Origin of the sequence: Bradyrhizobium sp. CSA112 (assembly GCF_029051645.1) — a bacterium.
In the GTDB taxonomy this organism is placed as follows: domain Bacteria; phylum Pseudomonadota; class Alphaproteobacteria; order Rhizobiales; family Xanthobacteraceae; genus Bradyrhizobium.
In genome coordinates this window covers 21,587-37,519 of record NZ_JAACFS010000027.1, presented here as the reverse complement: position 1 = coordinate 37,519, position 15,933 = coordinate 21,587, and the positions used below count along the sequence as shown (strand labels likewise).

The window sequence follows — 15,933 nt, the reverse complement described above, 5'->3', positions numbered from 1 at the left end:
CGCCAGAATGTTCGCGCTCGACCGCCGATGCGCAGACTGCCCCGCGCAACCGATATGATTCCATCGCACAGTCATCAGAATTCACCCCAGATTCGGAAGTTCACGCGCGGATTTCGCGCTTCGGTGTAGGCTTGGCTCACCATCGGCACGGAATAGACCAGCGTGCCGTTGAGGTAGTTGAACATCTTGAAGCGGGCGCCGACGCCGTAGCTCCACACATCGAACTTCGATTGCTGCTCAGGCAGCGGTTTCAGGGTGGTGACCGTGCCGGCGTCTGCGAACCCGAAGAAGCGCCATTCGTCGAAAATGGTGAAACGCGCCTGGCCCTGCCCGGTCTCGTCCTTCATCTGCTTCTGCAGCAGCTCACCAATGTTGGGACTGCGCAGCTCGATGTTGCCGACCACGCCGTTGTCGCCGAGCGTCTCGGACTCCAGATAGCCGCGCACGGTATCGAGGCCGCCGGCACTGAACTGCTCGCTCGACACCAGCGGACCGTCGGCGACCTGTCCCTGAACCTTGCCGTAGAGCTGGAAGCCTTCGGGCAGTTCGTGGGTATGCGACACATCGACGTTGAGATGGGTGAAGCTGGGCGAGGCGTAGTACCGCTTGTTGTCGAACGTGACCCAGTCGTCGCTCAACGGGCGCAAATTGTAGGTGACCCCGGCGTTGAGCTGCGTCGTGGATTTCTCACCCTGGAATGTCGCGCTGTAGTTGGCGACCACCGGATAATAGGTGACCGGCGAGGAAAATCCCTCGCCGCCGAGCTTCACGGTCTGATCGAAATGCTTGTAATCGACACCGGCCGAGAGTGTGTGGAAGAAATTCTCTCTCGCCGGCAGCGTTATCACCGCGCGGCTGCCGAAAATCTGTCCGGGCCCGATCACGTTGGTGCCGCCGACGGTTGCGACATCGCTGCTCGATTTCACGGCATAGAACAGGACATTCAGCCAATCGACGTCCTGCACGCGCGCAAGATAGGAGCCGGAAAAAACTTCCGCGTCGCCGGGGCGCTGCGGCGCTACCTGGTAGGTGAAACTCAGGGAGTGGCCGAGTTGCCAGAGGTTGTCATAGTGCACCGTGCTGCTGACGCGCAGCGCCGTGGTGTTGGGAGACTGACGGTTGTTCAGCTCGACGCTTGCGTGCAGCGGAGCCTTGTCCTCGACATTCAGATCGACATCGACAGTGCCGGGCGTCACGCCCGCCCGTAGCGCCGGCGTCACGCGCCGGTCGGGCCACTGGTTCAGCGCGACGATGTCCTTGGTGACTTCACCGAAGTTTGGAACTGTCCCCTCTTTGAGAGACCCAGCCTTGCTCGTAATCCTGTCGAGCCGGAAATAGCGCGAGTTCTTGACCCGAAGGCGCCCAACCTTCAGCTCCGTCACCTTGAGAGTGATCATCTTGCCCAGGGCGTTCTGCTGCGGAACAGAAACGCTGACTGTCTGATAGCCCTTGTCGTGATAGGCCTTCTCGAGCGCCGCCCGCGCCTTTTCGACATCATCGGCGGTCTTGTTCGGGCCCAGGAAAGGATAGATGGCTTCTTCAATTTCGATCTGCGGGAGCGTTTCGGCGCCCTGGACGGCAAAATCGTAGATGTCGAAACGCTGTGCGGGAGCAACCGGCTTTTGCGACGAAGCCTGCTCGGCCGCTGACGAGGAGCTGGTCGCGTTTGGCGCGCGTTCGGCTGACGCAGCCTTGGCCGCGCAGGCCGGATTGGCGGCAACCAGCCCTCCTGCCAGGGTCACCGCGCCTGCCGTCAGGCAAAGCAACGCCCTGCCCGCCGGCATTCGCCGGCGCGGCTTATCATCAATTCCACTTTGCACGGATGCCCGCTCGCCTCCTCAAACGAGTATCGCAACCGCGCCTGAATGCCGCGATCACGCCCCCTCGCTCTAAAGACGACTGACCGGGACCTAACCCGCAAAACTTTGCGGCGCTCCGGGGAAAAATTAACGGCTTTTTTGCAAACTGTTTTCGCGCGCATCACCACCGCTGATTCGCAGGATCGCAAGCCCAAGGTGGCCAAAGTGACGGATGACGGGCGAAGTGAGGAAGTGAGATTACGATTCTGCAGCTCAATTGGATCAACCGAGCAGGACGACCCCACCCGGCAGCGATCGCACCTGGGCTCCAAATAGCTGCTGGACCTGGAGCACGAAATCCGCGAGCTTGCTGATCTGAAACGTGCCGTTGACGACCCGATGCTTCAGATCCGCATTTGTAATGATGATCTTGCCGGGTCGATAGCGATTGACCTCGTCCACCACATCGGCGAGCGCCTGGTCGCGAAAAATCAACAGCCCGGCCTGCCAGGCTGTAACCTGCGCCGGATCGACCGGCACGGACATTTCAATTCCACCGACCGAATAGGAGACCTGCTCCGCCGCGTGAAGCTGGACCACGTTGGTGCCCAGGGCGACATCCACTATTCCGCTCAGACATGTCACTCGAACAATGCCATCAAGGCAACGCGCATTGAAATCCGCCTGTTTCGCAGTAATGCGCCCGTTCGCAGCCAGCATGACGAATGGCTTCGGCGAAGACCGCGTGGCGGCCACTGTGGCTTCGCCGGAAATCAACTCGATCCGGGTTTCGTCCGGTGCCGAACGCAGCGCTATGCTGGTCTGGGTGTTCAGCTCCAAGGACACATCCGGCGTGACGGCGACCTTGCGCTGCTCACCCTTGCCAGTCCGGTAGTCGGCGGATAGCTCGTCGAGGGACGGCCAAAGACCGAGCGGCGGACGAACGACCAGATAGCCCGCGCTCGCCGCCGCGATCGCGCCGCCCAAAAATGCGCGGCGTGCAAGCACTTTGGATAGCAGTCTTTGCGAGGCCGACGCGGCGTTGACAGCATCCGGTTGATCGGCAAGTTCGCTAGCTGCGATACCTGCATGGCGGAAGAGTCGCGCAGCCTTTTTGAAAGCTTCCTCGTGGGCGGGACTTTGCTGGCGCCAGCACTGCAGCGCATCGAGGTCCGCTCTGGTCGGAGCAGCCGTCTTGAGCCGGACAACCCAGTCAAGGGCCTCGTCCAAAAGCGCGTCGCGTTCGGATGTATCGCTCGCTGCGGTCACGATTTATCGTCCATCTGCCGCGCTCGCAAGCCAATGTGCTTGATTAATGGGGCCAATGCCGTCCGACCTCGATATATCGCCAATTCCTGTCAATTTCGAGCACCTTGATGCGTGCTTCGATGATCGGACGATCGGTCGCTTCAAGACAGGCCCCTGAACGGGAAGCGGCGGTCCGCGCCTCCGCTTGGCTTGGAACAGACCTCGCTTCGACGGCTCGCGTCATTCCCTCAGAACTTCCCATCCAGCTTGCCGCCGTGGTGCCGTTACATGGCATCTACTCGATAGACGACTGGGAAGCGGCTATCCCGAAGAAAAACTGCAACGAAACGACGCGTCACTCAAATTTGTTCGCTTATTGTCCAATGCCGCCCCGGCTCGCTCCAGAACGTGCATTGATCGCGACGTTTCAGCACCAATCGATCACGATCGGGGACGCGGGCCGCCGAGGCGGCGGTGCAAAGTGTGGTCAAGGCTGTCGGCACAGTGGCCAAGTGCCAGCTTCAGATCGCTTTCGACGGTGCGGATACTCACCTGAAGCCGCGCCGCGACCTCGCGCGCCGACTGGCCTTCAATGGAAATACTGCGGAGCACTTCCCGCGGCCGAGGCGGCAATTCGGCCAGCGCCCGCTTGAAGGCTTCGATCTCCGATCGCGCTTCAACTATTCTCGCCGGATCGGGGTCCTCGTCGCAAACGTCCAGCAGCGCATTGATCTCCGACGAGCTCACGCGATAGCTGTGGGCCTTTTGCCGGTCCTTCGCGATATTGATGGCGGTGCGGAATATGTAGTCGGTCGGACTGCGAACCGGTACCGCGTCGGTCACACGATCCAGCCGTAAAAATGTCTCGTGCAGGGCGTCGTGGGCAAAATCCGACGATCCCAGGCGACGTGTCAGCTTCCTGATCAGCCCGTCGTAGTTTTCGACCAACTGTCCACGTAGCCGAATTCGATTGCTGTCACCCACGTTGCGCAGGCCCCAAACACATTACCATCGTTCCGCTCGCCCCCCGACGATCAGCAGGTCGTAGCGGCGCTGAACTACACATTTATGACGAAAAGAAATGCCACCTGCGAGAGAACATCAGATACCGGTTCGCGCAATCAGCGGCGGTCTCGGCAACAGAACTGTTCAACTCACCACCAAGAGTTGGTCAGGAAGGATCGAATACCAGTTGCACGTGAATGTTCAAACGGTCGGGCAACTCGGAAGGTATGGGTGGGAGCGGCTGCGCCCGGCGGATCGTCTCCATCGCCTCCTTGTCGAGCAAGCTCTGGCCAGAACTCGTTCTGACCCAGACGCCGAGAAGCTTGCCGTCCCTACTCATCGAGAACTGCGTATCGACCTTTCCCTGGAGACGCAGCGCACGGGCTGCGTTCGGGTAACGCTGATATTGCGCGACGTGCCGCATCAGCGCCTGCTGGAATTTGATGGCCGCGCTGCTCGCAGGTCCACTCACCGCTGAGGGCGCCGACAGAATATTCGACGGCGGAGCTTCCGCGGACGAGAAGGTCCTCGCTCTCGGAACAGGCGCAGGCTCGTCCACCGTCGCCGGATCCGGTTCCTTCAATGAAGTGTCGGTACGGCTGGCGACAGCCTGCGTGGTCGAATGCGAAGCCGAAGCCGTGACTATCGGAGCAGAATCGGGGCGCGGAAGCAAATGAACCTGCACGACCGAAGTCTGTTGCTGACCCGTCGAGCCTGCCGGCATTTGCAGCCTGATCCAGTAAACTCCGCCGACGAGCAAAAGGGTTACCAGGGCCGGCGCGACAAACAACCGAAAGAGTTCTCCCGACGACCACGCGCCGGTCTCGTTCTCATAAGGTAGCAACGCCGGCGGCACCGGCGATGCCGGCCCCTTCGGAGTTCGCTGGTGAAGCTCGTCAATGCTCATTGCAGGGACTTTACGACGATGACGACGCGGACCGGCTGCGGCGTGTTCGCGGGCGCCGGCCGGCTGATCGTCACACCGCGCAGCGCCGCCGCAACGGCCGCGTCGCGCTCACGGTCACCTGTCGACCGGAACAATTCGGTTCGCTCGATCGTCCGCGCGGAATCGATCCAGAGATCAAGCACCGCACGGTAACTTCCATCCCGTGTCCTTGGGTTTTTTCGAAGTGCATTCTGGATATCCATCTGAACTCTTTGGCTGTAATCCAGCAGCCGGGCCGCGCCATCGCTGTCGCTTGATCCGCGCACCCGCAATGTTCCCAAAGATAAATCCGACGTCGCCAGCGGGATCGCCGGCGGCGCAGAATTGACGGCTTCCGCAGATGGCAGGGCAAGGGTAATTGCGTCTGGACGAATATAGCGCACGCGCAATTCGGTTCCCTTCAGCAACAGGTTAAGCGCTGCATCGGCTGTAAATTTCCCTTCGACTGCCACCGACGTGCGGCCGACGGCAGAGTTACTCTCGTAGAGCACCTGAATGCCGGTCGTCTGCCCATAAGACTGCAGAGCTTCAGCCAGGGGTTGGGGCGGGATATGGAATGCGATGAGTTCGTCCGGCTTGAAGACTTTACGATCATCTGCATCCGCGGCGCAGATGCCCGCTACCAATAATGCCGCATATGCCACCAGATGCAGCTTTCGATTTTGCCCATCGTCGCCGGGCGCGGGCGTCCTTCCATATCGCGCCAAGCGCCGTGCCAGACGACGGATTGCTCCAACGCGTCTGCTACATGGACGAGAGCCATAGCTGGCGCCCCCTGCCCCGGCGACATATGATACAACTGCCATCATAACGCTGCTTCAATCGGCCAATATTCGCACCAATGAACGTCCGGCCGGTTCGATCGATAACCACCCACTTTGCGGCGGCATATCTAGATCGTTGACGGAAGGGGTACAAGCGAGCGCATCCTTTATATCATTTGTATGACAGCCATCTCATCGGCTCAGTTCGATTTGCGCACGGTTGAGCCCGCTCCGCGGAGAACCAAGCCCGGTCAGACGCCGAATGTCGAGCATCACTTCTTGAGATTGAGCGAAAAGCGCAGGCTAAGAGGCTGCAGCATCTCCGGTGGTGGCGCTTCGCCAACATTTCCGCGCGTGAGTATGGTACGCAGATCAGCATCGGCCCGTGCGTCCTTCAGCGCGGCAAACGACACCCGCTCGACCGTCCCGTCCGGATTGAGCCAGGCCCGCACCACCAGAGTTGGCGGCGGCCCATCTTCCTTTCCGGAATTGGCTAGATACCTGCGGAAGCGATTAGCCACCTCCTCGTCGGCGGTGATCCATGTCTCAAAGCGGTATTGTACCAGTTTTGCAAACTGCCTCCAGGATGGCGGCGCCTGCGACGGATCGCGGTAGTCGAGGCCCTGGGCCGCAGCGCCCGTTGGCACGAAGAGCGGCCATGGAGAAGATACGAGGGCGCATAGGGCGATCGCGGACCATCGAAGGCGGATGCGCGAATCGACGACGAGCATGGCGGGCGTATCCCTGTGAATTCGAAGCGGCGCCGCACCTTGCCCGCTCAGTTTTGCAGGCAGGTGACACGGGCCGAGATCGAGGCGGCGCGATTGGCGCGTGAGCCACCACCCGCCATCTGCGGCCGGTCATCCTGATCGAAGCGGACGCCGTTGCTGGTCAGAAACGCCTTGGCTTCGCCCGCTCCCACCGCCAACACCCGATCGATCCTGGTACGACGGCTGATCACCCCTTCCACCAAGCCGCGGCTGTCAAGCACCGGCGCACCGCTCGCACCGAAGGTGACGGTGGAATCCAGCACAAGGTGGCCAGCCTCGCTGCCGCCATAGCTCGGGGTCACCCTGGCATTTGCAAGCGTGCCGCCGCGTGTCGTCATCCCCGGCAGCGTGTCATAAGCGGCCGCGAACATCATGTCATTGACGGCGGCTGCTCCACCGCGCGGGAATACGGCAGCCAACCCCATGGTTTTCGGGACCTTGATCAGCGCAAGATCGAAGCCGGGCGAAAGCGCCACGGTCCGGGCCAAGACGATGCGGCCTTCCTTGGCGACGAAAAGGCGGGTGCAGTCCTCCACCGCATGGCGCGCAGTGAGCATGTGGCCGGCATCATCAACGAAGAATGCGGTGCCACTTTTCTCGCGAGGGATAGTGGCCGGCTCAGGCGGGCGCGCCAAGGATCGTGTCGCGGTATTTTCAGGCGCCCGAACGGGCACCCACGATTGTGCCATCGCTGGCCCAACGGCAGCGAGGGCTGCGACTCCAAGCAGGATCAAGCGTCGAAGCATCACGTCGCACCGTTTCTCATGACGGCAACGCGGCGTCAAATCGTCATGCCCGCACCCTGCTCCGAGCTTGAGCGGGGAGCGGCGCATCGGACGTCAATAGATCTTTCCCCGAAAAAATGAACATGTTTAAGCTGCTTTTAGCTCCATCTCGATGGGGCTGATGTAGCCGATGACCGAGTGGCGACGGGTTCGATTGAAGAAGCCCTCGATATGGGCAAAGATATCGCGCTTGGCTCCCTCCCGCTGCATATTGGATGAGTTCGGTCTTGCGCGTGTGGAAGCTCTCCATTGGGGCGTTGGCGAGCCGCGCGTCTTCGCGACGACGCGGATGCAAAACGATCAAGGTGCCGGACGACCGCCATGACCACGACTACGATCTTGCGGGAGTTATGGCTCGTCCATCCGCCGAGCGCACAGCGCAACCGCGCGCTTCAGGTGTCCAAACGTTGGCTGCTCGCCGAACTTCCCACGTCTGGCGGCAAAGCACTGTTCTTCAGTTGATAGCCGATCACGGAAGTTGCGCGGTCAGACGAGGCCTCTACCAGCCCAAGCAAGGCCTTCAATGCAAAGACTGCGGCAACTTCAGTTCAGCCACTCTGGCTCATCGCCATTCGCCGGTCCGATCGCTGTTGGTCGCGCGTGCCGCATGAACCGAGCCCGCGCAACACCTTGTCTCTGTCCTCCGGCGAGATCACCGACGCGGGCGCGGCCCGGCCAACCCGTTCTTCGATAAATGCCTGCCGAAAACCGAATCGGCAGATCACACTATCGAGACTCTCTTCGCTGCAGCGAAGACGCCGGCCATGAAATGCCATCCACTTCTCGACCCGCTGCGCACTCAAGCGCCCCAGGCCCGGCTGTCCAAGAAGCTCGTTCCTGGTATGAAGCGATGCAATCTCGAGGAGGTAGTTGATGCGCGTGGATAGCTCCTTGCTGACGAGACCTGCGTGCTGGCTGCGAACCAATATGATTGCAATTCGCTCCGGCAAATAGCTATCGATATGCTGCTCGACAGGGACGGATTTTCTCATGGACGGTTCCACGTTGATTCTGTCAATTGCGGTAGATGCGCTTAAGAATGAATCTATCAGCACCATCCACGTTTGTCGCAACCACACATGGTCTCGACCGGCCTCAGTTAGATGGATTCTAAGTCAGATCGTTTTCACATATGCATCTATACGCGTCAGAGTTGCAATCGATTGCGCACTGGTCGCCTAGCCAACAAACATGACGAATTACCGCAAGGTTCAACACGGGCCGTTTGCCGCAACGCTCTCAATGGGACATGCAAGCGCGTCCCTCGCGTGGGCGATCGCCGTCAATTGCGCGGCGCCAACGGCGCAATTGCATGTGCGATGGCTGACTGGTGCAGCCACCGCAAGCGCGATCGAGCCACTGGAACCGGAAGAGATCGTTCTCTGGCTGGCAACAGTATTTCCGTCGCCGCACGTCGCGGCCGGCGAACACGACACACTCAGTATCGAGCAAGCCGCGAAAGTGCTCGATGCCGAAGAGACCGATCGTATGGCGCGGTTCCTCCATATTGAGGACCGCATGAGCTATCTGGCCGCGCATGCAGGCGCTCGCCTGCTGCTTGGAAGGCTTATAGACCAACCCGCCGACGCACTGCGGTTCGAGCCGTCGGCACATGGCAAGCCTGCGCTCGTTGGCGGTCCAGCGAATCTCGACTTCAGTCTGAGCCACGCCCGGGGCGCGGTAGCCGTTGCGGCGGCCGGCATGCCGATCGGAGTCGATATCGAACCGCTGCGAGAAATCGCCGATATGGATTCCATCAGCGAAATCGTCCTGGCTGCAGAAGAGCGGAAGGTCCTGCGGAACGCTCCCGTAGCACTGCGGCCCCGGCTCTTTCTTCGCTACTGGACCCTCAAGGAAGCGGTACTCAAGGCCGCTTCTGTTGGATTCACGATACCTCCGAATACGGTGACCATCGATGCTGGCGCCTCGCCTGCCGTGCTCGCGGTGCCGGATGCACTTGGATCCGCCGCAGAGTGGCGGCTGATCGCTCCCGCCGTCTAACGTCCCTACGCGATCAGTTCGCGGCGCGAAATCGTCGAAAGCAGCGACTCTGCGATTTCCTGCGAACGCGTGGCAAGAACGGACAGCAACGTATCGCTCAAGCCGTGAGAGGCTTCCGAATATCCCTGGAGATGGATTTGCGGCCGAAATGCCGGGCTGGTGACGAGCCTGTAGTTGCGGTCCAGCGCAGTGTCGCGAATGTAGCGCTGGATCGGCTCCAGAAACGCGTGCGGTGCTTCCCTGTCGTATCCGGTGGCCAGGACGACGGCATCATAGGTCGATCGGCGATTTCCGCTTCCGAACTTGTCAACCAGGCTGATCTCGATGCCCTCAGGTCTCGCATCCACAGCCATTATCTCGCTTCGCGGGTGCAACGCGATCCTTGTCTCGCCGCTAACACGCTGCTGGTAGAGCAATCGATACAATTGATCGAGGAGATCTGAATCGACAACCGCATAGTTGGTGTTGCGGAAGTTGCGAACGATCGCATCTCGCCGCTCAGCGGGCTGCGCATAGATGAAATCGGTGTAGTCCGGATTGAAGATCTCGTTGACGAACGGGCTGCTGTCGGACGGTTTCAAGGCATGGCCTCGAAAGATAAGATCAATGCTCGCGTCCGGAAAGCGGCCGTGAAGATCTACCGTCACCTCAGCCGCGCTCTGTCCTCCGCCGATCACGGCCACGCTCGCAGCCGTTGCGCCAAAGCCGGCGCGCTCGACCTTATCGAGGTAGCGGCTGGAGTGAAATAATCTAGGATCATCGGCGGTCTTCGCGAATACTTGCGGGACGTACGGTCGCCCGCCCACCGCAACCACCAGGTTCCTTGCAAGCCGCACCGTTTCCCCGCCGGCAAGGTTCCGCGAATGAACCCGCAAGGACGTCACAGATTGTCCGGCCGTCACCGGCTCGACGGCGACAATGGCTTCACCGTAGGCCGCCTGAGTCTTGAACTGGGCGGCTACCCACCGGAGGTAGTCGTTGAATTCAACGCGGCTCGGATAAAACGTCCGGCAGTTGATGAAATCCTGCAAACGGCCGCGCTTGTGCAGATAGTTCACGAAGGTGAACGGACTGGTCGGATCGCGCAACGAAACGAGATCCTTGAGAAACGAGATCTGCATGTCGCTCCCCGGCAGCAGCATGCCGCCGTGCCAAGTGAAGTGCGGCTGCTTCTCCACGAACAGAGGAGCGCATTTCAGACGTGACCTTCTGGTGCACTCGTCCAATGCGATTGCAAGCGCGAGATTGGAAGGCCCGAATCCGACGCCGATGACGTCGTGCTCGATCGCAAGCTGGTGAGACATGAAGCTGCGCTCCGTTCGGACGTTAGGACGTGGCCGCCGGCGCGGTGGCTGCCGGCAGCCACAGCCGGTCACCAAAGAAGCGCTCGCGCAGCAGCATCACGAGCGTGGCCCGCTTGTGTGGAAAATCGAAATTCTTGATCTTCGCGAATCCCGAAAGTTCCAGATTGCGGAGCTGCTGCGAATGCGCCGCCGCCGGCTCGCCGACGATTCGCTGCGTTCGGCAATCGTCCAGGAACATGTAGTGCATCAGCGATGGCAGCCAGGCGCTGATGTAGCGGCGCCCGCGATAGGCATCCTCGCCAACGACAACATGCCAGCCGCGATCGTAATCGTCGGCATCGTAGAACGGTGCGATACGATTTTCCTTGGCCCAGTAGAGTTCGAAATAGCCGAACGGCTCGTCATCGAAGCAGCCGATGAGCGGCAGCATATGCGGGTCCGCCAGGATGCCGGACAGATAGCGCCGATGCTTTTCGAGATCGCCCGCTTCGTTCCAGAACGTGTCAACGCGGGGATCGTTCATCCACCGGTGCAGCAGATGCAGGTCATCGTCCAAATTGGCGACGCGAAAGGAGATCACCTCCGCGAGCCAGGGTATGAAGCGGGCATACACCTTACCCGCCGGCTTTGGCGCGCGTCGCGGATGGCGCTTGCCGTCCGTCATCACATGGAGTTGCGGCATTGGCGGCCGTTCGGCATTGACCAGCCAATTATCCCGGCGCTGCATCACCAGTTCGGGAAGCAGCGCGATGTCCGTTCCCGCCATGACAGCGACGCCATGGTCGATCAGCTCGCGCGCAATGGATTCCCTGCCGGCTGAATCCAGCACGAGCCGGTCAAGGCTCGACCGCCACCCGAATATTGCTTCTGCTGCCGCGGAAACCGCTGGTATCGCGAGTTGCAGATCGTCGGGAGCGTCCAATACTTTCAGATGATTCAGCCGTTCGTCGAGACGCAGGCGCATCATTGTCGCGGCGCCCGCAGCAACGCGAAGGTCTCCTCCGCCGTCTTGAACGACTGTCATCGCAGAATGCGGTCCGATCGGGAACGCGCGAGGCCCTGTCGCGGAGCTCGAAGCTTTGTTCATCCGGCCCTCGCATCGCAACCATGACTGCTCAAAACAGAACGCGATCTTCACTCGCGCTTGCGATCTAAAGCACTCCCGCGCAGGATGACAAGAAATGCCAACACACGCAGTTTAGATTCCTTACAAATCTGACAAAACGGCGTCGCGAGAAGCTTCATATGCTATCGGCGGCGTACTTCTCGGAAGAGCCTGAACTTCTACTCAAACTCTTTCCGAGAATAAAATAGCTCTAAAGAGACGCGTCGGTTGGAACCGATGACGGCTTGATGACGTCATGCGCCATCGCCTCACCTGCGACGATCTTGCCATGGCGGAGTCGCACAAGGTGATCCGCCACGCCGAAATAGCGGTCATCATGCGAGATCACGATGATCGTCTTGCCCATGCGCTTCAAGTCGGGCAGCAGTTCCGTATAGAAGATGTGCCGGAAGGCGGGATCCTGATCCGCGGCCCACTCGTCGAATACGAGGACCGGCCTCTCCTCAAGCCAGGCATTCATCAGCGCCAGCCGCTTGCGTTGACCGGTCGACAGGTCAGTCGTTGTAAATACGCCGTTCTCGACCGATACCTTGTGTGCGACCTCCAATCGCTGCAGATAACGCTCTGCGGCATCAGGCACCATTCCGGCGCCCTGAAGAAGATCCTCAAACAGGTAATAGTCGGAAAAGATGGTGGTGAAGAGCTGCCGGTAATCATCTCGAGTTTCCGTCTCGACGGGCAGGCCATCGCGAAGCAGCGTGCCGCTCTGCGGTGCGTATAGACCGAGCAGCAGCTTGATCAGCGTGGTCTTTCCGCTTCCGTTCTCACCAACAATAAAGACAACATCCCCCCGGCGGACATGCAGGTCGATCGGTCCAAGCACGAACGGATTGCTGCCGGGCACAGCACGAAAACCGTACGATACGCCGCGAAGTTCGATCGATTCGATCCTGCCTGATCCATCGGGCGCGGTTGACGGCGCCGCCAGCAAGTCCCGTTCAGGCGTCGAGAACTGCTCCGAAAGCTCGGCAATACGCCGCATCGCCACCTGCGCGCGCCCCAGCGACGGCAGAATTCCGATGACCTGGTCGATGGGCCCCCGCATATAGAGCAGCACCAGGACGAACCCGCTGGAGACCGCGGCAGGACTGTCGGGCCAGAGGACCGGACGCAAGGTCAGCGCCACGCCAATCACGACGAAGAACAGCATCGTGCCCAGCGCCCGCGCCGTCACAAAGAGATTGATCGATTTGATCTGCACCGCGCTGATCCGGTCGACGGTGCGCTGAAGCTGCTCGACATAGACACGTTGACGACGCATCCGGTTCAGCCGCAGCTCCTTCGCGCCCTCGGCAATCGAGCGATAATGCTTCTGCAATTCGTCTTCGGAATCGCGAGCGGCGTTGAAGCCCTTAACGCCCCGCGTTCGCGCAAAGGCATGCGCGAGCGAACCAAGGATGATGACCAGCCCCGTAATCAGAAATAGCGGCCATGACAGTACCGCCAGGTAGACCATGCAGCCAAACGTGATGACGAGGGACACGAAGAAGGAAGAGAAGAAGAACGCGAAATCGCTGATTGTATCGACATCCTGCGTGAGGACCGGGATCAGGCGATGTGTCCGATAGATTTCGAGCTGGTCGATCGGAGCCGCCAGAATTTTGGCGGCAAGCGACTTGCGAAGCTCTGCGATGATCCGTTGCCCAACATAGTTGGCGCTGATGTCGGCGCCGATGGATCCGATCAGGATCAGCAGACACAGCCCTGCGAACGCGAACAGCAGCGTTGCGACGTCGCCTTGCGTCGCGTAGAGCCCGCGATTGACGACCGCGAGCAACCCCGCAACGCTGGCGCCACCGACGACGCCGAGAACAGTGCCGCCGAGCACTATCTGCCAGTAGGGCCGCAGGAGATACAGGATCTGCGCCGTCAGGCCGCTTCGTGGATTCATCATGAGTGCCGCGCGCTGGAGTAGAGCTGAAGCGAACCTACACGGCCCGTCGTCATACGAACAGCCTTGCCGCCGTGATGCGAATACATGATGGCGGCACCACTCTTCCAGAGCTTATTTTTCAGCCTTTTTCGATCGATTCTAATTTGTGATCAGCAACGCGTTTAATAAAATGAAACTAGTACCGCCTTTGCATTACAGCCGATGAGCGAGTAGGACTTGGATCCAGCCGCTGTGTCGGGCGATATCCGCAAAATCGAAGCGCTTGCAGGCCAGCATCGGACAGGCCCGACTGGAGAAATGACTTTGGATTCGCTTATCTCCGAAACCCGCATCCCGCTTCCCGATGCCGCCGGCCTCGCCGCCCGGATGATCGATCATCTGGCCGAGCATGACATCGCCTTCGAGGACCAGGACGGTCTGATGGTGGCGAAACTGCCGTTTGGAACCAGTTCGCTTGTCGTCGAGGCCGAGGCGCTCAAGATCCGCGTCGAAGCCAACGACAAGGGCAACCTCGAAATGCTGCGCTCGGTCGTCGCCTCGCACGTGATCGAGTTCGCCGGCGACGAAGCACCGACCATCGTGTGGTCCGGCCATGAGTCCAACGGCGGCACGCTGGCCAATTTCCGCGAAGTGCGACTGAAGGCAGCGATCGACCTGACGCCGCGCATGCGCCGGCTGACTTTCACCGGAGACGACATCGCCCGCTTCGTGAACGATGACGACCTGCATGTCCGCCTGTATTTCCCCCCCGAAGGCCTCGCCAAACCCGAATGGCCGTGGCCTGCGCCGGACGGACGTATCCTTTGGCCGGAACCTGACCGCCGGCCTGTTACCCGCTACTACACCATCCGCCGCATCGATCTGGAGAGCCGCGAGATCGACATCGATTTCGTGGTCCATGATCATGCCGGCCCTGGCTCGGCATTCGCGCTCAATGCGCAAGCCGGCGCCATTTGCGGCATGGCCGGCCCGCTCGGGCGAGGCATTCGTCCGGCGCACTGGTTGCTGCTGGCGGGTGACGAAACCGCCTTGCCCGCCATTGCACGGATTCTCGAGACGCTGCCGGCAACGGCCGTGGGTGAAGCCTTCATCGAAGTCGCCGACCGGCTCGAGGAAGTTCCGCTGGTCGCGCCCAGCGGTGTATCGATCCGCTGGCTGCATCGCGGCGACAGCCCGGCCGGGACGACGCAGTTGCTGGTCGATGCCGTCAAGGCCGCGCGATGGCCTGATCATCGCGAAATCTTCGCATGGGTCGCGTGCGAAGCACAGGCGCTGAAGGCGCTGCGAAACCATTTGCGCGACCAGCGAAAACTCTCCCGCGAGCAGCATCTTGCGGTCGCGTATTGGAGCCTGCGTCAGCCATGATGCTCCGACACGCGCAGGCCGGCGGGACGGCACTCGCCTCGCACCGCATCGTTGCCGCAGGTACATTCCCATGCACGTAGTTCGGCCAACCGAAATCGCGCAAGCCTCACCCGATGCGCCTGCGCCCTTGTTCGAACTCGACCAGGTCGGCTTCGCGGTGGCGGGGCGCGCGTTGCTCGAACCGCTCACCCTCTCCCTTCCCGCGCGCAGCGTCGTGGGACTGATCGGGCACAATGGCTCCGGCAAATCGACCTTGCTGAAGCTGCTGGCGCGGCAGCAGCCAAGCTCATCCGGCACGATCCGTTTCGAAGGACGCGCATTGCGCGAATGGAGCGATCGGGAATACGCCCGAAAGGTCGCCTATTTGCCGCAGCAGACACCGCCCGCCGCCGGCATGCTGGTCAAGGAGCTGGTCGCGCTCGGCCGCTATCCCTGGCACGGCGCGCTCGGCCGGTTTGGCGACACCGACCGCGACAAGGTCGCGGAAGCCATGGCGCTGACCCACATCGAGCCATTTGCGGACCGGCTGGTCGATACATTGTCAGGCGGCGAGCGCCAGCGGGTCTGGATCGCGATGCTGGTTGCGCAGGATGCCGAATGCCTGCTGCTCGACGAGCCGACTTCGGCGCTCGACATCGCCCATCAGATCGAGGTTCTGTCGCTCGTGAAGCAACTCGCCCGCGAGCGTAATCTCGGCGTGGTCGTCGTGCTCCATGACGTCAATATGGCGGCACGCTTCTGCAACGAGATCATCGCCTTGCATTCGGGCAAGCTGATTTCACGCGGCGGCCCGGACAAGATCATGACGCCGGCCGAACTCGAAAACATCTACGGCATTCCGATGGGCGTGATGCCGTCTCCGGATCACAGCCATCTCATCAGCTTCGCGCGATGAGCACGCAAGGCACCTGCGCTTCACCGCGTCA

At 60.8% G+C, this 15,933-nt stretch carries 15 protein-coding genes; 4 read left to right on the top strand and 11 right to left on the bottom strand.

Features of this window, described 5'->3' with window-relative positions:
- Positions 1-74 precede the first annotated feature (74 nt).
- From GWE18_RS30605 to GWE18_RS30575, 7 genes are all read right to left on the bottom strand, one after another.
- Positions 75-1,784, bottom strand: coding sequence for a ShlB/FhaC/HecB family hemolysin secretion/activation protein (locus tag GWE18_RS30605; RefSeq protein WP_275189448.1), 1,710 nt, complete (start codon positions 1,782-1,784; stop codon positions 75-77).
- Between the two features lie 297 nt (positions 1,785-2,081).
- Positions 2,082-3,068: a FecR domain-containing protein gene (locus tag GWE18_RS30600; RefSeq protein ID WP_275189447.1), complete on the bottom strand. Its 987-nt coding sequence runs from the start codon at positions 3,066-3,068 to the stop codon at positions 2,082-2,084.
- Positions 3,069-3,488: 420 nt separating this feature from the next.
- Positions 3,489-4,031 (bottom strand): RNA polymerase sigma factor, encoded by a 543-nt coding sequence (locus GWE18_RS30595; RefSeq protein WP_275189446.1) that lies wholly within the window; start codon positions 4,029-4,031, stop codon positions 3,489-3,491.
- A gap of 187 nt (positions 4,032-4,218) precedes the next feature.
- Complete coding sequence (locus tag GWE18_RS30590) at positions 4,219-4,959, bottom strand: energy transducer TonB (RefSeq protein ID WP_275189445.1); 741 nt, start codon at positions 4,957-4,959, stop codon at positions 4,219-4,221.
- Positions 4,956-5,705, bottom strand: coding sequence for a secretin and TonB N-terminal domain-containing protein (locus tag GWE18_RS30585; protein WP_275189444.1), 750 nt, complete (start codon positions 5,703-5,705; stop codon positions 4,956-4,958). Before GWE18_RS30585 ends, GWE18_RS30590 begins: the two co-directional genes overlap by 4 nt.
- Before the next feature lie 329 nt (positions 5,706-6,034).
- Complete coding sequence (locus tag GWE18_RS30580) at positions 6,035-6,493, bottom strand: hypothetical protein (RefSeq protein ID WP_275189443.1); 459 nt, start codon at positions 6,491-6,493, stop codon at positions 6,035-6,037.
- 47 nt (positions 6,494-6,540) lie between these two features.
- The gene (locus tag GWE18_RS30575; RefSeq protein ID WP_275189442.1) at positions 6,541-7,221 is read right to left on the bottom strand and encodes a serine protease; all 681 of its coding nucleotides are present in this window, start codon (positions 7,219-7,221) and stop codon (positions 6,541-6,543) included.
- A gap of 417 nt (positions 7,222-7,638) precedes the next feature.
- On the opposite strand from GWE18_RS30575, the gene GWE18_RS30570 reads away from it, so the two are divergent.
- Entirely contained in the window at positions 7,639-7,779 is a 141-nt protein-coding gene (locus GWE18_RS30570; RefSeq protein ID WP_275189441.1) for a hypothetical protein, read from the top strand.
- An 86-nt stretch (positions 7,780-7,865) separates the two neighbouring features.
- Here GWE18_RS30570 and GWE18_RS30565 read toward each other — a convergent pair whose 3' ends face one another.
- Entirely contained in the window at positions 7,866-8,309 is a 444-nt protein-coding gene (locus GWE18_RS30565; RefSeq protein WP_275189440.1) for a hypothetical protein, read from the bottom strand.
- A 199-nt stretch (positions 8,310-8,508) separates the two neighbouring features.
- Here GWE18_RS30565 and GWE18_RS30560 point away from each other — a divergent pair, with 199 nt between their 5' ends.
- Positions 8,509-9,318 (top strand): 4'-phosphopantetheinyl transferase superfamily protein, encoded by an 810-nt coding sequence (locus GWE18_RS30560; RefSeq protein WP_275189439.1) that lies wholly within the window; start codon positions 8,509-8,511, stop codon positions 9,316-9,318.
- Between the two features lie 5 nt (positions 9,319-9,323).
- Here GWE18_RS30560 and GWE18_RS30555 read toward each other — a convergent pair whose 3' ends face one another.
- The 3 genes from GWE18_RS30555 to GWE18_RS30545 form a co-directional block, all read right to left on the bottom strand.
- Positions 9,324-10,622, bottom strand: coding sequence for a lysine N(6)-hydroxylase/L-ornithine N(5)-oxygenase family protein (locus GWE18_RS30555; RefSeq protein WP_275189438.1), 1,299 nt, complete (start codon positions 10,620-10,622; stop codon positions 9,324-9,326).
- Between the two features lie 22 nt (positions 10,623-10,644).
- Positions 10,645-11,589, bottom strand: a complete 945-nt coding sequence (locus GWE18_RS30550) for a GNAT family N-acetyltransferase (protein WP_275189437.1) — start codon at positions 11,587-11,589, stop codon at positions 10,645-10,647.
- Between the two features lie 349 nt (positions 11,590-11,938).
- The gene (locus tag GWE18_RS30545) at positions 11,939-13,642 is read right to left on the bottom strand and encodes a cyclic peptide export ABC transporter (protein ID WP_275189436.1); all 1,704 of its coding nucleotides are present in this window, start codon (positions 13,640-13,642) and stop codon (positions 11,939-11,941) included.
- Positions 13,643-13,945: 303 nt separating this feature from the next.
- On the opposite strand from GWE18_RS30545, the gene GWE18_RS30540 reads away from it, so the two are divergent.
- Positions 13,946-15,007, top strand: a complete 1,062-nt coding sequence (locus GWE18_RS30540; RefSeq protein WP_275189435.1) for a siderophore-interacting protein — start codon at positions 13,946-13,948, stop codon at positions 15,005-15,007.
- Positions 15,008-15,077: 70 nt separating this feature from the next.
- Entirely contained in the window at positions 15,078-15,902 is an 825-nt protein-coding gene (locus tag GWE18_RS30535; protein WP_275189434.1) for an ATP-binding cassette domain-containing protein, read from the top strand.
- The last annotated feature ends 31 nt before the right edge of the window (positions 15,903-15,933 follow it).

Coding starts and splice junctions, on each gene's coding strand:
- GWE18_RS30555 (WP_275189438.1), bottom strand. CDS start 10,622: ATGTCTCACCAGCTTGCGATCGAGCACGACGTCATCGGCGTCGGATTC.
- GWE18_RS30580 (WP_275189443.1), bottom strand. CDS start 6,493: ATGCTCGTCGTCGATTCGCGCATCCGCCTTCGATGGTCCGCGATCGCC.
- GWE18_RS30565 (WP_275189440.1), bottom strand. CDS start 8,309: ATGAGAAAATCCGTCCCTGTCGAGCAGCATATCGATAGCTATTTGCCG.
- GWE18_RS30590 (WP_275189445.1), bottom strand. CDS start 4,959: ATGAGCATTGACGAGCTTCACCAGCGAACTCCGAAGGGGCCGGCATCG.
- GWE18_RS30560 (WP_275189439.1), top strand. CDS start 8,509: ATGACGAATTACCGCAAGGTTCAACACGGGCCGTTTGCCGCAACGCTC.
- GWE18_RS30605 (WP_275189448.1), bottom strand. CDS start 1,784: ATGCCGGCGGGCAGGGCGTTGCTTTGCCTGACGGCAGGCGCGGTGACC.
- GWE18_RS30535 (WP_275189434.1), top strand. CDS start 15,078: ATGCACGTAGTTCGGCCAACCGAAATCGCGCAAGCCTCACCCGATGCG.
- GWE18_RS30550 (WP_275189437.1), bottom strand. CDS start 11,589: ATGATGCGCCTGCGTCTCGACGAACGGCTGAATCATCTGAAAGTATTG.
- GWE18_RS30575 (WP_275189442.1), bottom strand. CDS start 7,221: ATGGCACAATCGTGGGTGCCCGTTCGGGCGCCTGAAAATACCGCGACA.
- GWE18_RS30570 (WP_275189441.1), top strand. CDS start 7,639: ATGACCACGACTACGATCTTGCGGGAGTTATGGCTCGTCCATCCGCCG.
- GWE18_RS30545 (WP_275189436.1), bottom strand. CDS start 13,642: ATGATGAATCCACGAAGCGGCCTGACGGCGCAGATCCTGTATCTCCTG.